The 16,644-nt window shown below is 72.2% G+C and carries 17 protein-coding genes; 11 read left to right on the top strand and 6 right to left on the bottom strand.

Features of this window, described 5'->3' with window-relative positions:
* Positions 1 to 112 precede the first annotated feature (112 nt).
* Genes IEY30_RS07875 through IEY30_RS07860 form a run of 4 tightly spaced genes read left to right on the top strand, consistent with a single transcriptional unit; the run spans position 113 to position 3,672 of the window.
* Positions 113 to 493, top strand: a complete 381-nt coding sequence (locus IEY30_RS07875; protein ID WP_052358351.1) for an STAS domain-containing protein — start codon at positions 113 to 115, stop codon at positions 491 to 493.
* Positions 494 to 533: 40 nt separating this feature from the next.
* Positions 534 to 2,615, top strand: a complete 2,082-nt coding sequence (locus IEY30_RS07870; RefSeq protein ID WP_030194957.1) for an ethylmalonyl-CoA mutase — start codon at positions 534 to 536, stop codon at positions 2,613 to 2,615.
* Positions 2,616 to 2,635: 20 nt separating this feature from the next.
* Positions 2,636 to 2,983: a hypothetical protein gene (locus IEY30_RS07865; RefSeq protein WP_030194958.1), complete on the top strand. Its 348-nt coding sequence runs from the start codon at positions 2,636 to 2,638 to the stop codon at positions 2,981 to 2,983.
* Between the two features lie 26 nt (positions 2,984 to 3,009).
* The gene (locus tag IEY30_RS07860) at positions 3,010 to 3,672 is read left to right on the top strand and encodes a DNA alkylation repair protein (protein ID WP_229674902.1); all 663 of its coding nucleotides are present in this window, start codon (positions 3,010 to 3,012) and stop codon (positions 3,670 to 3,672) included.
* A 63-nt stretch (positions 3,673 to 3,735) separates the two neighbouring features.
* Here the strand turns inward: IEY30_RS07860 and nucS are convergent, their stop codons facing one another.
* The gene (nucS, locus tag IEY30_RS07855; protein ID WP_030194960.1) at positions 3,736 to 4,431 is read right to left on the bottom strand and encodes an endonuclease NucS; all 696 of its coding nucleotides are present in this window, start codon (positions 4,429 to 4,431) and stop codon (positions 3,736 to 3,738) included.
* Positions 4,432 to 4,516: 85 nt separating this feature from the next.
* Here nucS and IEY30_RS07850 point away from each other — a divergent pair, with 85 nt between their 5' ends.
* Positions 4,517 to 6,295: a 3-hydroxyacyl-CoA dehydrogenase family protein gene (locus IEY30_RS07850; protein WP_030194964.1), complete on the top strand. Its 1,779-nt coding sequence runs from the start codon at positions 4,517 to 4,519 to the stop codon at positions 6,293 to 6,295.
* A 16-nt stretch (positions 6,296 to 6,311) separates the two neighbouring features.
* Positions 6,312 to 6,620, top strand: a complete 309-nt coding sequence (locus IEY30_RS07845; protein ID WP_030194966.1) for an Rv1322 family protein — start codon at positions 6,312 to 6,314, stop codon at positions 6,618 to 6,620.
* A gap of 42 nt (positions 6,621 to 6,662) precedes the next feature.
* Here the strand turns inward: IEY30_RS07845 and IEY30_RS07840 are convergent, their stop codons facing one another.
* The gene (locus IEY30_RS07840) at positions 6,663 to 7,241 is read right to left on the bottom strand and encodes an LmrA/YxaF family transcription factor (RefSeq protein WP_030194975.1); all 579 of its coding nucleotides are present in this window, start codon (positions 7,239 to 7,241) and stop codon (positions 6,663 to 6,665) included.
* A 102-nt stretch (positions 7,242 to 7,343) separates the two neighbouring features.
* On the opposite strand from IEY30_RS07840, the gene IEY30_RS07835 reads away from it, so the two are divergent.
* Positions 7,344 to 8,291: an NAD(P)-dependent oxidoreductase gene (locus IEY30_RS07835; protein WP_229674901.1), complete on the top strand. Its 948-nt coding sequence runs from the start codon at positions 7,344 to 7,346 to the stop codon at positions 8,289 to 8,291.
* 8 nt (positions 8,292 to 8,299) lie between these two features.
* Here the strand turns inward: IEY30_RS07835 and IEY30_RS07830 are convergent, their stop codons facing one another.
* Positions 8,300 to 9,751, bottom strand: a complete 1,452-nt coding sequence (locus IEY30_RS07830) for an AI-2E family transporter (RefSeq protein ID WP_229674900.1) — start codon at positions 9,749 to 9,751, stop codon at positions 8,300 to 8,302.
* 204 nt (positions 9,752 to 9,955) lie between these two features.
* Between IEY30_RS07830 and IEY30_RS07825 the strand changes: the two genes are divergently transcribed.
* Entirely contained in the window at positions 9,956 to 10,387 is a 432-nt protein-coding gene (locus IEY30_RS07825) for an SRPBCC family protein (RefSeq protein WP_030194983.1), read from the top strand.
* A 104-nt stretch (positions 10,388 to 10,491) separates the two neighbouring features.
* Here the strand turns inward: IEY30_RS07825 and ccrA are convergent, their stop codons facing one another.
* Positions 10,492 to 11,832, bottom strand: coding sequence for a crotonyl-CoA carboxylase/reductase (ccrA, locus tag IEY30_RS07820; protein WP_030194985.1), 1,341 nt, complete (start codon positions 11,830 to 11,832; stop codon positions 10,492 to 10,494).
* Positions 11,833 to 12,116: 284 nt separating this feature from the next.
* On the opposite strand from ccrA, the gene IEY30_RS07815 reads away from it, so the two are divergent.
* Positions 12,117 to 12,767: a DUF998 domain-containing protein gene (locus tag IEY30_RS07815; protein WP_162180985.1), complete on the top strand. Its 651-nt coding sequence runs from the start codon at positions 12,117 to 12,119 to the stop codon at positions 12,765 to 12,767.
* Here the strand turns inward: IEY30_RS07815 and IEY30_RS07810 are convergent.
* Entirely contained in the window at positions 12,698 to 13,510 is an 813-nt protein-coding gene (locus IEY30_RS07810) for a polysaccharide deacetylase family protein (RefSeq protein WP_030194992.1), read from the bottom strand. The two genes, IEY30_RS07815 and IEY30_RS07810, sit on opposite strands and share 70 nt — an antisense overlap.
* A gap of 112 nt (positions 13,511 to 13,622) precedes the next feature.
* Here IEY30_RS07810 and IEY30_RS07805 point away from each other — a divergent pair, with 112 nt between their 5' ends.
* Positions 13,623 to 14,870: a glycoside hydrolase family 15 protein gene (locus IEY30_RS07805; protein WP_229674899.1), complete on the top strand. Its 1,248-nt coding sequence runs from the start codon at positions 13,623 to 13,625 to the stop codon at positions 14,868 to 14,870.
* Here the strand turns inward: IEY30_RS07805 and mce are convergent.
* Entirely contained in the window at positions 14,853 to 15,293 is a 441-nt protein-coding gene (gene mce, locus IEY30_RS07800; RefSeq protein WP_030194997.1) for a methylmalonyl-CoA epimerase, read from the bottom strand. The genes IEY30_RS07805 and mce overlap by 18 nt on opposite strands.
* A 137-nt stretch (positions 15,294 to 15,430) precedes the next feature.
* Between mce and IEY30_RS07795 the strand changes: the two genes are divergently transcribed.
* Entirely contained in the window at positions 15,431 to 16,636 is a 1,206-nt protein-coding gene (locus tag IEY30_RS07795) for an acetyl-CoA C-acetyltransferase (RefSeq protein ID WP_030195000.1), read from the top strand.
* Positions 16,637 to 16,644 lie beyond the last annotated feature (8 nt).

Below are 16,644 nucleotides of genomic sequence, written 5' to 3'. Positions count from 1 at the left end.
CACGCGTTGGCCCCGAGGTCGTATTTCTTGACCACTTCTTGACTCCTAGGGGCAACGTTTTCGTCGGCTGAGGCGTCATCATGGTGACGGCACAGCGTTGAGAGGGGTCTACATGACGCTGAACACCCACCGCAGGGGTCCGGTCCGAGTGCTCGACGCGCCTGACGGCCACGATGTCATCATCGAGGGCCGTCTCGACGTCCACACGGTCCCGGACATCCGCGATGCGATCCACGCGGTCATCAACGAGGGGCCCGGCGAGCTGCGCCTGCACCTCGGCAGCGCCGAGATCGGTGACGCCACCGGTCTCGGGGTGATCGTCCACCTCCACCGGCGGGCCACCCGCGCCGAGCGCCGGCTGCTGCTCGTCGACGCGAGCGACCGCACGACGCGGCTGCTGCGCGGCTGCCGGCTCGAGCGCATCCTCGCCCCCCGGCACAGCTCCGGGGGTCCCACGCCGGCCGGCGTGACTGTGGCGCCTCTCACCGCCTGAGCGCCTGCCCACCGCGCGACCCCGCCGCTACCGTCGAGCCATGTCTTCGACGGAGAGCACACCGCACCCGGCGGCCCGGGTGACGCCCGACCGCCCGTGGGTCATGCGCACGTACGCCGGCCACTCGAGTGCCGCTGCGAGCAACGCGCTCTACCGCCGCAACCTCGCGAAGGGTCAGACGGGCCTGTCCGTCGCCTTCGACCTGCCGACCCAGACGGGCTACGACCCGGACCACGTGCTGGCGCGCGGCGAGGTCGGCAAGGTCGGCGTGCCGATCAGCCACATCGGCGACATGGCGGCGCTCTTCGCCGACATCCCGCTGCGCGAGATGAACACCTCGATGACCATCAACGCGACGGCGATGTGGCTGCTCGCGCTCTACCAGGTCGCGGCCGAGCGCCAGGCGGAAGCCGCGGGCGAGGACCCCGCCGAGTGGGTGCACGCCCTGGCGGGGACGACGCAGAACGACATCATCAAGGAGTACCTCTCGCGAGGGACCTACGTCTTCCCGCCCGGCCCGTCGCTGCGGCTCATCACCGACCTCGTGGCCTACACGGTCCGCGAGATCCCGAAGTGGAACCCCATCAACATCTGCAGCTACCACCTGCAGGAGGCCGGGGCCACGCCGGTGCAGGAGATCGCGTACGCCATGTCGACCGCGGTCGCGGTCCTCGACGCCGTGCGCGACTCGGGACAGGTGCCCGCCGAGGAGTTCGCCAGCGTCGTCGCCCGGATCTCCTTCTTCGTCAACGCCGGTGTGCGGTTCGTCGAGGAGATGTGCAAGATGCGGGCCTTCGTCGAGCTCTGGGACGAGCTGACCCGCGAGCGCTACGGCGTCACCGACGCCAAGGCACGCCGCTTCCGCTACGGCGTCCAGGTCAACAGCCTCGGCCTGACCGAGGCCCAGCCCGAGAACAACGTCCAGCGCATCGTCCTCGAGATGCTCGGGGTGACCCTGTCCAAGGACGCCCGCGCCCGTGCCATCCAGCTGCCGGCCTGGAACGAGGCGCTCGGCCTGCCGCGGCCCTGGGACCAGCAGTGGAGCCTGCGCATGCAGCAGGTGCTCGCCTACGAGTCCGACCTGCTGGAGTACGACGACCTCTTCACCGGCTCCGTCGTCGTCGAGGCCAAGGTCGCCGAGCTCGTCGCCGGCGCCAAGGCCGAGATGGCGCGCGTCGAGGAGATGGGCGGGGCCGTGGCCGCCGTCGAGTCCGGCTACATGAAGTCCGCCCTCGTCGCCTCCCACGCCGAGCGCCGCCGCCGCATCGAGGCGGGCGAGTCCGTCGTCGTCGGTCTCAACAAGTTCGGGACGACCGAGCCCAACCCGCTGACGGCCGACCTCGACGCGGCCATCCAGACGGTCGACGCCGACGTCGAGCGCCACGCGTCCGAGGCCGTGCGCGAGTGGCGCGAGAGCCGTGACGCCGACCCCGAGCGTCGAGCCCGTGCAGCTGCTGCCGTGGAGCGGCTGCGCGCCGACGCCGCGTCGGGAGCCAACCTCATGCAGGCCTCCCTCGAGTGCGCTCGCGCCGAGGTCACGACGGGGGAGTGGGCTGCGGCACTGCGCGAGCAGTTCGGCGAGTACCGCGCTCCCACCGGGGTCTCCGGCTCGGTGGGTGTCTCCTCGAGCGAGCCGGGAGACGCCCTGTCCCGCGTGCGCGACCTCGTCGCACGCACCGGCGAGGAGCTCGGCGAGAAGCTGCGCATCCTCGTCGGCAAGCCGGGACTCGACGGTCACAGCAACGGCGCCGAGCAGGTGGCCGTCCGGGCCCGCGACGCCGGCTTCGAGGTGGTCTACCAGGGCATCCGCCTGACGCCGGACCAGATCGTCGCGGCCGCCGTGGCCGAGGACGTGCACCTCGTCGGCATCTCGATCCTCAGCGGCTCGCACATGGAGCTCGTCCCCGAGGTGCTGCGCGGCCTGCGCGAGGCGGGGGCGGGCGACGTGCCGGTCGTCGTCGGCGGGATCATCCCCGAGTCCGACGCCGCCGCGCTGCGCGAGGCCGGGGTCGCCATGGTCTTCACGCCGAAGGACTTCGGGCTCAACGACATCATGGGCGAGATGGTCGGTGTGATCCGTGCCGCACGCGGTCTCGCGCCACTCGAGTCCGCGCCGGTCTGAGCAGGCGTAGCGTCGCAGGCATGAGCGACCTGCAGTGCGCCGCGCGCATCATCGTCGTCAACCCGCCGGGGCTGGCGGACGTCCCGTGGCTGGCGTCGGCCGTCCACCTCGAGAAGGTCCAGGCGGTGTATGCCGCCGACGACGTCCCCGACACGGGTCCCGTCGAGTCCTTGGCCGACGACCTCGGGGTCCCGTCGCACCTCGGCCACGGTGACCTGCACGACGGGTCCTCGGGTCTCGAGGAGCTCGTCGACCGGCACCGGGGCGAGACGGTCGTCGTCGTGCGGGGTGGCGACGCCTCAGAGCCGGTGCTGCTCCTCGTCGACGCCGACGGCACCACGCGAGCGCCGCTCGAGGGACTGTCCTGAGTCCCGCGCCGACGTCCGCCGACGCGGTGGTCGCCGAGCTCGAGGCGGAGCGCAGTGACGAGGCGCTCGCCGCGGTGCGCCGGCGGCTGGCCCCGGACGAGGAGGCGATCGGGGTGCGGATGGGCACGCTCTTCGCCGTCGCGAAACGGCACACGCGCCTACCCCTCTCGGAGGTCGAGCGGCTGCTCGCGCACCCGGCGTACGAGCCCCGGCTGGCGGCCCTCTGCATCCTCGACTTCAAGGCACGTCGCAAGCGCATCGACGGCCACGGGCGCGGCACGCTCGCCCGCACCTACCTCGCCCACCACCACCGCATCACGACGTGGGACATGGTCGACCGTGCGGCGCCGCGGGTCATCGGGCTGTGGCTGGTCGGCCGCGACAAGCAGGTCCTGCGTGACCTCGCCGGCTCGCGCGAGCCGTTGCGTCGACGGACCGCCATGACGGCCCCGCTCGGGCTGCTCGACACCCCCGACGTCGAGGTCGGCTGGGAGCTCGCCGGACTGCTGGCGGCCGACCGGGATCCGTTGGTGCACAAGCCTGTCGGCATCTTCCTCAAGCACGCGGGAGTCCGGGACCAGGACAGTCTCGTGGCGTTCCTCGACGAGCACGTCGCCGACATGTCGCGACCGGCGGTCCGGCTGGCCGTCGAGAAGCTGGCGCCCGAGGTGCGGTCCCGCTGGGTGTGACCCTGCGAAGCCGCGACCCCGTGGTCGCGCTAAGCCGGCCGCACGGCATACGCCGTCGGTCGGTCAGAAGAGGCGCGACTCCGCGTCGTCGATGCCCTTGAGGGCGTCGTAGTCGAGCACGACGCAGCGGATGCCGCGGTCCTCGGCGAGCGTGCGCGCCTGCGGCTTGATCTGCTGCGCGGCGAAGACGCCGGTGACGGGCGCGAGGTGCGGGTCGCGGTTCATCAGCTCGAGGTAGCGGGTCAGCTGCTCGACGCCGTCGATCTCGCCGCGTCGCTTGATCTCGACGGCGACGCTCGTGCCGGTCGAGTCCTTGGCGAGGATGTCGACGGGCCCGATGGCCGTCATGTACTCGCGGCGCACGAGCGACCAGCCGTGGCCGAGGGTGTGGATGTGCTCGGCGAGCAGCCTCTGCAGGTGCGCCTCCACGCCGTCCTTGACGAGGCCGGGGTCGACGCCGAGCTCGTGGTCGGAGTCGTGCAGCACCTCGTGGATGAGGACGGTGAGGCGGTCCTCGCTCTTCGCGTGCTGGACGCGCCACACGGCGACGACCCCCTCGCCCGTCTGTCCCTCGTCGGGGTCGACCTCGGCCATCGTGCAGGGCGGCGACATCCAGTTGAGCGGCTTGTAGGAGCCGCCGTCGCTGTGGACGAGGACCGAGCCGTCGGCCTTGACGACGAGCAGCCGGGTCGCGAGCGGGAGGTGGGCGGTGAGACGACCGTCGTAGTCGACGCTGCACCGGGCTATGACGAGACGCACCGGACCACCCTAAGGGAGGGCGCGTGGGAAGCGTCACGCCCCGGACGGGTGTGGCCGGGGCGGCCCCTCTGCGAGACTCTCGCCCATGGCTCGTGAGTTCACCAAGGTCGGCGTCATCGGACTCGGCACCATGGGTGCCGGCATCGTGGAGGTCTTCGCCCGCAACGGCATCGACGTCGTCGCGGTCGAGGTCACCGACGAGGCGGTCGAGAAGGGCAGGGGAGTCCTGCAGCACTCGACCGACCGCGCCGTGTCGCGCGGCAAGCTGAGCGAGCAGGACCAGGCAGCGCTGCACGCCCGGGTGCAGTTCACGAGCGACATGGCCGACCTCAAGGAGTGCCAGCTCGTCGTCGAGGCCGTGCCCGAGCACCTCGACCTCAAGAAGGACATCTTCGCCAAGCTCGACGCCATCGTCTCGGACGACGCGATCCTCGCGACCAACACGAGCTCGCTGCCCGTCACCGAGATCGCCGTCGCGACGATCAACCCCAAGCGCGTCGTGGGCATGCACTTCTTCAACCCCGCCCCGGTGCTCCAGTTCGTCGAGGTCATCAAGACCGTCATCACGAGCGACGAGATCTTCGAGGACGTCAAGGGGCTCGCCGAGCGACTCGGCAAGAAGCCCGTGATCGTCGGCGACAAGGCCGGCTTCATCGCCAACGCGCTGCTCTTCGGCTACCTCAACCACGCCGTCGCGATGTTCGAGAGCAAGTACGCCACGCGCGAGGACATCGACGCCGCGATGAAGCTCGGCTGTGGCTACCCGATGGGTCCGCTCGCCCTCATGGACCTCATCGGCCTCGACACGGCCTACGAGATCCTCGACACGATGTACAAGCAGGGCCGCGACCGCCTGCACGCCCCCAGCCCGATCATCAAGCAGATGGTCAGCGCCGGGCTCAAGGGCCGCAAGAGCGGCCGGGGCTTCTACACGTACGCCGCTCCGGGCAGCTCGCAGGTCGTCGAGGACTCCCTGACGCCCCAGGGTGTCGACGGCACGGTCGCGGGCACCCGTCCCGTCCGGACCGTCGGCGTCGTCGGCTCGGGCACCATGGCGACCGGCATGGTCGAGGTCTTCGCCAAGGCCGGACTCGACGTGACCTTCGTGGCGCGCAGCGACGCCAAGGTCGAGGCCGTGCGCGCCGCCCTCGCCAAGAGCCTCGAGAAGGCCGTCCAGCGCGGCAAGGCCACCGAGGCGGAGCGCGACGCGGCGCTCGCCCTCGTCCGCGGCACGACGCGGCTCGAGGACCTCGCCCAGGTCGACCTCGTCGTCGAGGCCGTCGTCGAGGACCTCTCGGTCAAGCGTGCCCTCTTCGAGAACCTCGACGAGATCTGCCGGCCCGGTGCGATCCTCGCCACGACGACGAGCTCGCTGCCCGTCGTCGAGTGCGCGGCCGCGACGAAGCGTCCGCAGGACGTCATCGGCATGCACTTCTTCAACCCGGCGCAGGTCATGAAGCTCGTCGAGGTCGTGCACACCGTCTCGACCGCCGACGACGTCGTGGCCACCGTCCAGGCGCTCTGCGCGACGGTCGGCAAGCACGCCGTCACGTGCGGCGACCGCGCCGGCTTCATCGTCAACGCGCTGCTCTTCCCCTACCTCAACGACGCCGTGAAGATGCTCGAGGCCAACTACTCGACGGCCGACGACATCGACACAGCGATGAAGACCGGCTGCGGCCTGCCGATGGGCCCCTTCGAGCTGCTCGACGTCGTCGGCCTCGACGTGTCGCTCGCCATCGAGCGCGAGCTCTACCTCGAGTTCCGCGAGCGCGGCTACGCGCCCGCGCCGCTGCTCGAGCACCTCGTGACGGCCGGCTACCTCGGGCGCAAGACGGGGCGCGGCTTCCGCACCTACGCCTGACACCTACGCTGGGTCCATGCCCTCGCGCCGTCGTCCCAGCAAGCACGCGCGCGAGCACGTGCCGCTGGACGTGACGCGGATCCAGGGCGGATCGACCCGCGAGGAGTCGTATGCCGGCACGCGCTGGACCGTGCGCTCCGTGAGCGGGGCGACCGCCACCCGCGACTACCTGTGCCCCGGCTGCCAGCAGGACATCCCGCCCGGCGTGCCGCACGTCGTCGTGTGGCCGGCGGAGGGCGTCGGCGGTCTCGGCGACCGGCGGCACTGGCACACCGGGTGCTGGCAGCGCCGTGACGCCCGGCCGCCCGGCAACTCCTACCGCTGACGTCCCTCTCGACCCGGAGCCCGTGGGGCCGGGTCGACGCAGTCAGGCGTCGAGGACCGGTGCGAGCTCTCGGGCCACGAGGCGAAGGGGGGCCGTGTCGCGCTGGGCGCGCGCCAGCACGATGGCGCCCTCGAGGGCGCACAGCATGAGGGTCGACAGCGCGTCGGCCCGGCGCCGGGGGCGTCCCATGGACACCAGTGCAGCGGTGATGGGCCGCCGCCACGTCTCGAGGGCCGACGCAGCGGCCTCCCGCACCGCTGGGTTGGTGTCGGCGCAGTCGACGACCGCCGCTGCGACGGGGCAGCCGCGTGCGTGGTCCCGGGCCTCGAGGTCGCGCGCCCAGTCCTGGGTCATCGCCGTGAAGAGCCGTGCGGGCGTCGGACGCCTCATCCGGGCGACGTGCTCCTCGACCCGCTGAGCCGCCCACGTGCCGGCCCAGTCGAGCGCCTCGCCGACGAGCTGGTCCTTGCCGCCCGGGAAGTAGTGCTGGAGGGAGCCGCGCGGCGCCCCGGCATCGGCGACCACCTGCCGGAGGCCCGTGCCCCCGACCCCGGACCGGCGCAGGTGCTGGGCGGTCTCGTAGACGATGCGCTCGCGGTGCCCGCGGCTGGTGGCTGCCATCTGCCCTCCGGTGCTCGATGCTGGTCCGACTATGACACCTGTCATGACTACGGCGCTACTATGACGACTGTCATAGTGAGTTGGGCGTGGGTGGAGGTCGTCGTGGACGTCAGGGTCGGATTCATCGGTCTGGGCATCATGGGCCGCCCCATGGCCTCGAACCTCCGTCGCTCGGGCACGCCTCTGTCCGTGTGGAACCGGTCGCCGGAGGCGGTCGAGGCGCTCGTGGCGCTCGGGGCAACGGCGCAGCCCTCGCCGGCCGCCGTCCTCGCGTCGAGCGACGTCGTGTTCCTCATGTTGGCCCACGAGGCTGCGATCGACGCGGTCCTCGAGCGCGCCACCGACGCCTTCGACGCGATGGTCTCGGGTCGCACGGTCGTGCACCTCGGCACGACGTCGCCGGGATACTCGGCCGGGCTCGGGCGCGACGTCGAGGCGGCCGGCGGTGACTACGTCGAGGCGCCGGTCTCGGGCTCGCGGATCCCTGCCGAGCGCGGCGAGCTCGTCGCGCTCGTGGCCGGCCGGGAGGCCGTGCTGGACCGGGTCGAGCCCCTGCTCGCGCCGATGTGTCGCGAGGTCCTGCGCTGCGGCGCCGTGCCCGCCGGAACCGGCACCAAGCTGGCGGTCAACCTCTACCTCTGCACCATGGTCGCCGGGCTGGCCGAGGCCTACCACCTCGCCGACCGACTCGGCCTCGACCTCGAGCTGTTCCGGAGGGCACTCGACTCCGGACCCATGGCCAGCGCGGTGTCCTGCGTGAAGCTGGCCAAGCTGGTGGCCGGAGACTTCGAGCCCCAGGCGGCCGTCAAGGACGTGCACACCAACACGCGCCTCATCGCCGATGCGGCCCGTGGCGTCGGGGCCGCGAGCCCCCTGCTCGACGCGACCCGGGAGCTGTTCCGTGCCACGGAGGCTGCCGGGCTGGGTGGCCTCGACATGGCCGCCGTCGTCAGCGCGCTGGAGCAGCGCGACACGGACCCCTCCGCGACGGCACCGGCCGTGCCCTCGCCGACCACACGGCATACGCCATCGGTGGGCGCCGAAGCCTAGGGCCGCCGCTAGTGCCGACGCTGCCGGGGAACGAGGACCTCCTCGTAGAGCAGCAGCGCGCCCGCGGCGAAGGGGATCGCCAGAAGCGCGCCGAGGATGCCGAGCAGCGCGCCCCCGGCGAGCGCGGCGACGACGGTCACCGCCCCCGGCACCGCCACGGTCCGCTGCATGATGCGCGGCATGACGGCGTAGTTCTCGATCTGCTGGTAGACGATGAAGTAGATGATGACGATGAGCGCCTTCTTGGGCTCGTCGAAGAACGCGACGATGGCCACGACCGACGCGCCGAGCGTGGCGCCGATCATCGGCACGAGGCCGAGGAAGCCGACCGCCACGGCGAGCACGGCCGCGAACTTCAGGCCGATGAGGCTCATCATGATCCAGGCGAAGAACGCGTTGATCGCGGCGACCGCCACCTGGCCGATGGCGTAGGACCCGACGCGCCGCATGACCTCCTCGGCCAGCGACACGGTGCGCGGCCGGCGACTGGCCGGGACGAGGGCGTATGCCGCCTGCTTGACCGCCGGGAGCGAGGCCAGGAAGTAGAGGGTGAGGACGAGGACGGTCAGGCCGCTGAAGACGCCGGACGCGATGACCTTGCCGGCGTCGAGGACCCCGCCGAAGACGCCCGCCCAGAGGTTGCCGTCGGCGACCCGCTTGTTGACCTCCTCCTGGATGCGCTGGACGAGCTGGTATCGGTGATCGACGTCCTGCACCCATGGGTTGGCGAGCAGGTTGTCGAACATCCGCGGCGCGTTGGTCGCGAGCTCGCTGCCCTGCTGGGCGACCGGTGGGATGACGACCCACCCGACGAGCGTGAAGACCGCCAGGACACCGAGGAAGACGATGGTCACGGCCCAGCCGCGACGCACGCTGCGGCGGGTCAGCGCCTCGACGAGCGGGTTGAGCGCCAGCGTCAGGAAGAAGGAGATGACGAGCAGCGTGATGACCGTGCCGAGACGACCGACGGCCTGCACGACGGCGTAGGCCGTGAGCACACCGATGGCGCCCACGAACCCGATGTAGAAGGGCGACTGCCGGTTGAAGGGTGTGCCACTCTGGCCGAAGTCCTTGCGCGGTCCCTTGCCCCGCTTGCCGTCGCCGGGTGCGTCGGACGGGGCGGACGGGGCGGACAGGGCGGGCGGGGCGGCCACGCCCGGCGGCGTCGGCTCGGTGCCGGCGCCCCTGGTACCGGTGTCGACGCCCGTGCTGTCGGCGCCCGTGGTGTCGGCCTCGGTGGTGTCGAGGGGGAGCGCGTCGGCCAGGAGGTCAGGCTCGGGCGACCGCGCCGCCGACGGACCGGTGTCGGGGCGTGCGTCCTGTGAATCTCCCGGCGCCGCGGGGGCGCCGTAGGCCGCGTGCGAGGCGTTCTCGTCGAAGCCGAGGTCGCGGGCCCGGAACTCGTCCATCCGGGCGCGCTGGGCGCGGCGGTAGCGCGTCCACCGTCCCCAGATGCTCACGGTCGCGAGCCTACGTCAGGCGCCTCGCGCGAGCCCGGGATGACCGAGGCGTGTCAGCCCGGTTCCGGACCCGCCACGGCGGGGCCGGGTGCGCCGGCGATCCGAGGCACCCGGCATACGGGTACGGCAGGGGTGAATGAGAACTCCGTGACGCCCCGAGCGCCACCCGACCGCCACGCACCCAGCCCAGCACGAGGAGCACCCATGCCCAGCGTCACCCGCAGCTTCACCGTCCGACCCGCACCGGCGGCCGTCATCGACTACCTCAAGGACTTCGCGAACGCCGAGGAGTGGGACCCGGGCACGGAGTCGTGCACCCGCGTCGGCGACGGACCCGTCGCGGTCGGCTCGCGGTGGCACAACGTCTCCAAGATCGCCGGCGTGACGACCGAGCTTGACTACGAGCTGACCGAGCTCACCGACTCGCGGGTCGTGCTGGTCGGCCGCAACGACAGCGCCACCTCGACCGACACGATCACCGTGCTGCCGTCCGGCGAGGGCAGCGAGATCACCTACCACGCCGACCTCGACATGCACGGCCTCGCCAACCTCGCGGCGCCCGCGATGAAGCTCGTCTTCGAGAAGCTGGCGAACGACACCGAGGAGCAGCTGACGCGGGTGCTCGACGCGCGCTGACGCCCTGGTCACCACGACTAGCGCACGCGACGAGGGCCGGTCCACCGTGACGGTGGGCCGGCCCTCGTCGTGACGGGTCGCTCGGGTCGCTCGGGTCGCGCGGCCTACTGGTCGGCGAACCGGTTGATCGCCGCCGCGAAGCCCGCGCGCTTGTCCGGGTCGGTGACGCCCAGGCCCGGCTCGGGGGAGAGCGTCAGCACGCCGACCTTGCCCTGGTGGGCGTTGCGGTGGACGTCGAGCGCCGCCTGGCCGACCTCGTCGAGCGTGTAGGTCTTGCTCAGCGTCGGGTGGATGAGGCCGCGGTTGATCAGCTCGTTGGCCTCCCACGCCTCGCGGTAGTTGGCGAAGTGCGAGCTGACGATCCGCTTGAGGTTCATCCAGAGGTAGCGGTTGTCGTACTCGTGCATGTAGCCCGACGTCGAGGCGCACGTGACGATGGTGCCGCCCTTGCGCGCGACGTAGACGCTGGCGCCGAAGGTCTCGCGGCCCGGGTGCTCGAAGACGATGTCGACGTCGTAGCCCCCGGTGAGCTCGCGGATCTTCTTGCCGAGCCGCTGCCACTCGCGCGGGTCCTGCTCGGTGCCCTCGTCGTTCCAGAAGCGGTAGCCCTCGGCGTTGCGGTCGATGATGAGCTCGGCGCCCATGGAGCGGCAGATCTCGGCCTTCTCGGGCGAGGAGACGACGCAGATCGGGGTGGCGCCGCCGGCGAGGGCCATCTGGGTGGCGTAGGAGCCGAGGCCGCCCGATGCGCCCCAGATGAGGACCCGGTCGCCGAGCTTCATCGCGGCGCCGTTCTTGGAGACGAGCTGGCGGTAGGCGGTGCTGTTGACGAGCCCGGGCGAGGCCGCCTCCTCCCACGTCAGGTGGGCGGGCTTGGGCATCAGCTGGTTGGCCTTGACGACCGCCAGCTCGGCGAGGCCGCCGAAGTTCGTCTCGAAGCCCCAGATCCGCTGCTGCGGGTCCATCATCGTGTCGTTGTGGCCCTCGGCGTCCTCGAGCTCGACCGACAGGCAGTGCGCGACGACCTCGGTGCCCGGCTTCCACTTGGTGACGCCGGGTCCGGTGCGCAGGATGACGCCCGCGAGGTCGGAGCCGACGACGTGGTAGGGCAGGTCGTGGCGCTTGGAGAACTCCGACATGCGGCCGTAGCGCTCGAGGAAGCCGAACGTCGAGACCGGCTCGAAGATCGAGGTCCACACGGTGTTGTAGTTGATGGCGCTCGCCATCACGGCGACGAGCGCCTCGCCCGGCGCGAGCTCGGGGACGGGTACCTCGTCGATGTGCAGGGACTTCCGGGGGTCCTTGTCGCGCGTGGCGAGCCCCTCGAACATGCCGACCTCGTCCTTGTGGACGGTGGCCCCGCGATAGGTCGCGGGGATCTCGATGTTCGCGTAGGTCTCCTGGGTGCGGTCGCCGGAGAGGATGGCGTCGCGGATGGCCTGCATTGAAGGTCCTTACGTCGCAGCGTCATTGGTGGGTCGAGGCAGTGTCGAGCCAGTGCGTGGTGCCACCGAACGTAGCGAGACGTGACCCGCGGGTAGCCCGTTCTGAGACGGCCACCACAGGTGACCTGGGTCACGAGCCCCGGCCCGGGTCGGGCAGGTGGTCCGCAGGACCGCCACGAGGTCGTATGCCGTGTGGTCGCCCCACCTGGTCACCGCCGTGCCGCCGTGCTCTGGCGGTCCGTCGGTCCGGTCGGACGCATCCGTCGACGGGGTACGGTCAGCGCGTGCGACGACAGATCGCGGGAGTGGCGTGCTGGCTCGCGCAGCCGGCCTACCTGCTCACCGAGCTCCTCGTCGCGGCCGGCGCCTCGGCGGCCTACTCACTGCGGGACGACACGATCAGTGCGCTCGGGATGCTGACCTGCTCGCCGGGCCACGCGGGGTCGCTCGTCGACGTGTGCTCGCCGTGGCACGTCGGGATGAACGCGGCCTTCGTCGTCTTCGGGCTGCTCAGGGCGGCGGGTGCGGTGCTCCTGCGGCCCGCCCTCGGTGCCGGGCGGTGGGCGACGGCGGCGGTCGTGCTGTGGGTCGTCTCGGCGCTCGCGGCCGCTGCGGTCGGTCTGGTGCCGGTGGACCAGCAGCCCAGTTGGCACGTCGTCGCCGCGCTGCCCGTCTTCGTGCTGCAGCCGCTCGCCGTCCTCGTGACGGCCGTGGCGCTGCGGCGGTCACGGGTCGTGGGCCGCGCAGTGTCGGGCTCGGGGCTCGTCGTCGGTGCGGTGACGCTCGCTGCGGCCGCCGGTTTCGGCCTGCGCCTCGGTGGCGCGACGTGGGTGGGTGGCCTGGAGCGTCTGGCCCTGTGGCCCGCCTACCCGTGGCTCGCGGTCGTGGCGCTCGCGCTGGCGGCCAGCAGGGCGGAGACCGTGACGAAGGTGTAGCCGTCGTCGCGGAGCCGGCGGATGATCGCGGGCAGCCGGTCGATGGTGACGAGGCGGTCCTGCGACCCCGTGTCGTGAGCGAGCACGATGGAGCCGGGCCGCACCTGCCCCGCGATGTCCTCGACGATGCCGTCCGGACGGTCCGCGACGAGGTCCTCGCGCGCCTGGGCGGACCACAGGACGGTCGTCAGGCGTGCCTCCGCGGCAGCGAGCAGGGCGGCACCGCCGACGTGCCCGTACGGCGGTCGGAAGAGCGTGGGGGCGACGCCGTACGTGTCCTTCATGAGGCGGCTGGTGCGCTCGATCTCGTCGCGGCACTCGGCCCAGTCGTGCCGCCCCAGGTCGGGGTGCTCGAAGGTGTGGTTGGCCAGCTCGTGGCGTCCGACGCTCTCGCGGTGCAGGTCGCCGTGGTCGCGCACGTCGCGGCCGAGGCAGAAGAACGTGGCCGGCACGTCCTCGGCCGCGAGCGCCGCGAGCACGCGCGGCGTCCAGTCCGGGTGGGGACCGTCGTCGAAGGTCAGCGCGACGTGACGCTCGGTGCCCGAGCCCGCCCACACGACCGATCCCGCCGCCGCTGCCGGCGCGGACCGGTCCGGTCGGATCGCGCTGACGGGGCTGCCGTAGAAGGGCAGTGGCGTGTCCTGGTCGAGGTGCTCCTCGAGCCGGAGGGCGCCCACTGCGCCCGCCGCACCGACGGCCGCCCCGGCCGCCGCGGTCAGGGCCTGCCGGCGTGTCACCTCCATGGCAGCCGATGCTACGGGCCGCCCGGCCGATCCTCAGGCGGCTCGGCCCGTCGCGTGCCACACTGGCGCCCGGTCCACGGGGAGCTCGGACCGGGATCGAGGGGAGGTGCGCGTGCGACGTGCCGTGCTGGGCGCCCTGGCCGCGGTGGTCGTGGCCGGCTGCGGCCTCGTGCCGCGGCTCACGCACGAGGAGCCCCTGCCGGTCCTGCGCAACGACGCCGGCTGGCGGGCGCGGTCCGTGCTCGCCCCGACGACGCTCGGCGCGCGGCTGGTCGACCCGGTGGCAGAGGCGGTCTGGGTCGCCGACGGGACGGTCCCCGTGGCCGGACCGCGCACGGACGTCACCGCGCAGGCGCTGCGGGACCTCCACGCCCTGACCCGCCCGAACGGCGCCGTCGCGGCCGGGCCCGACGGGCCGTGGGCGTATGCCTGGCCGCGGGACTCCGCGTTCGTGGCCGTCGCCTATGCCGAGACGGGCCACGAGGCCGACGCCCGCCGGGTGCTGGACTTCCTCGCGCGGGTCCAGCTCCCGGACGGCGGCTTCGAGGCCCGCTACCGGCTCGACGGGTCGGGGCCGCCGGACGACCGTCCACGTCAGACCGACGGCGCCGGGTGGGTCCTCTGGTCGCTCGAGAGGGTCCGGGCGGTGAGCGCCGACCGGGTGCTGCCGCCGGCGCTCCGGCGCCTGCGCGACCGCGCGTTCGCCTTCTCCATGGCGCAGACCGACGGTGGCAGGCGGCTGCCGGAGGTGTCTCCCGACTACTGGGAGGTCTCCGAGCGGCGGGTCACCCTGGGCACGGCCGCACCGCTGGCGGCCGGACTCGAGGCGGCGTCCCGGACGTTCGCCGCGGAGGGCGACGGCGGACGGGCTGGTCGAGCCGCGCACGCCGCGAGCGGCCTGCGGGCCCTGATCCGCTCGGAGTTCGGGCCCGACTACGAGCGGCACGGCCACACCGGCGGGCTCGACGCCGCCGTGGCGATGCTCATGCCGCCCTTCGCCGACCTCGGGGACGGTGCGGCCGAGCGGGCCTGGGCCCGCTACCCGGTCCTCGCGCTGCGGGGAGCGGGCGGGCTGGCGCCGGGCGTCGACTGGAAGAGTGACGGCGTGTCCTGGACCCCCGAGACGGCGATGGTCGCCTACACCGCCGCGGCGTCCGGGCACCCGCTCGTCGCCGAGCACTGGATGACCTGGCTCGAGCGCCACTGCACGAGCTGGGGGAGCCTGCCCGAGAAGGTCCTGCCCGACGGCAGCCCCGCCGGGCCGGCGCCGCTCGCGTGGACGGCCGCACTCGTCGTGCTGACCGAGAGCGAGCTCGCCGCCCGGCAGGCCGGCGTCGACGCGTCAGTGGGCCTGGGCTGAGGGCTCGACGAGCTCGACGAGGACGCCGCCGGCGTCCTTGGGGTGGATGAAGTTGACCCGGCTGTCGCTCGTACCGCGCTTCGGGGTGTCGTAGAGCAGCCGCAGCCCGCGCTCGCGCAGCGTCGCGCACACGGCGTCGATGTCGCTGACGCGGTAGGCCAGCTGCTGGATGCCTGGGCCGCTGCGGTCCAGGAACTTCGCGATCGTCGACTCGGGGGAGAGCGGTGCGAGCAGCTGGATGCACGACCCGGAGGCACCGACGCCCATCATCGCCTCACGCACGCCCTGCTCCGCGTTGGTCTCCTCGTGCAGCATCGTCATGCCGTACTTCTCCTCGTAGAACGCGATGGCCGCGTCGAGGTCGGGCACGGCGATGCCGACGTGGTCGATGTGGGTGAAGAGGGGGTCGGGAGTGGCGCTCATGGTTCCCAACGTAGGGGGCGTGACGGCATATGACCCGCGTATGACGTGTGCGCTTGGTCATGCTCGTCGGGAGCCTCGCAGGCGCCCCGACTACAGTTGTCCGGACACCCCCAAAGACGTCGGAAGAGGCTTCACCCATGACTGCTGACCGTCCCACCTCCGTGATCGTCGCCGGTGCCCGGACCCCCATGGGGCGCCTGCTCGGCTCGCTCAAGGACTTCTCCGGATCGGACCTCGGTGGCGTTGCCATCAAGGGCGCTCTCGAGAAGGCGGGCGTCGCCCCGGAGCAGGTCGAGTACGTCATCATGGGCCAGGTGCTGCAGGCCGGCGCCGGCCAGATCCCGGCCCGTCAGGCCGCGCACGCCGCAGGCATCCCGATGACGGTTCCCGCGCTGACGATCAACAAGGTCTGCCTCTCCGGCATCAACGCCATCGCCATGGCCGACCAGCTGATCCGCGCCGGCGAGGTCGACGTCGTCGTGGCCGGCGGCCAGGAGTCGATGACGAACGCTCCACACCTCATGACGAAGTCGCGCGAGGGCTACAAGTACGGCGACGTGACGATGCGCGACCACATGGCCTACGACGGGCTGTGGGATGCCTTCACGGACCAGGCCATGGGGCTGCTGACCGAGCAGGCCAACACCGGCTCGCAGGCCTTCACCCGCGAGGAGCAGGACGAGTTCTCGGCGCGCAGCCACCAGCTCGCCGCCAAGGCGTGGAAGGACGGGCTCTTCGACGACGAGGTCGTCCCGGTGAACATCCCGCAGCGCAAGGGCGACCCGGTCGTCTTCAAGAGCGACGAGGGCATCCGCGCCGACACGACGACCGCGTCACTCGGGGGCCTGCGCCCGGCCTTCAGCAAGGACGGCACGATCACGGCCGGCTCCGCCTCGCAGATCTCCGACGGCGCCGCCGCGGTCGTCGTCATGAGCCGGGCCAAGGCCGAGGAGCTGGGCCTGACGTGGCTCGCCGAGATCGGTGCGCACGGCATGGTGGCCGGACCGGACTCGACCCTCCAGCAGCAGCCGGCCCGTGCCATCGCGCGCGCCTGCGAGAAGGAGGGCATCACGCCCGCCGACCTGGACCTCGTCGAGATCAACGAGGCCTTCGCGGCCGTGGGCCTCGCCTCGGCCAAGGAGCTCGGCATCGACGTCGACAAGGTCAACGTCAACGGCGGCGCCATCGCGCTCGGCCACCCGATCGGCATGTCCGGCGCCCGCATCGCGCTGCACCTCGCGCTCGAGCTCAAGCGTCGCGGTGGCGGTGTCGGTGCGGCCGCGCTCTGCGGTGGCGGTGGCCAGGGCGATGCCCTCATCGTCCGCGTGCCCAAGAGCGCCTGACGGTCGAA

This window comes from Terrabacter tumescens (assembly GCF_014646815.1).
GTDB classification, from domain to species: domain Bacteria; phylum Actinomycetota; class Actinomycetes; order Actinomycetales; family Dermatophilaceae; genus Terrabacter; species Terrabacter tumescens.
Note: the sequence above shows the minus strand (reverse complement) of the source record. Positions and strands in the feature narration are given on the sequence as shown.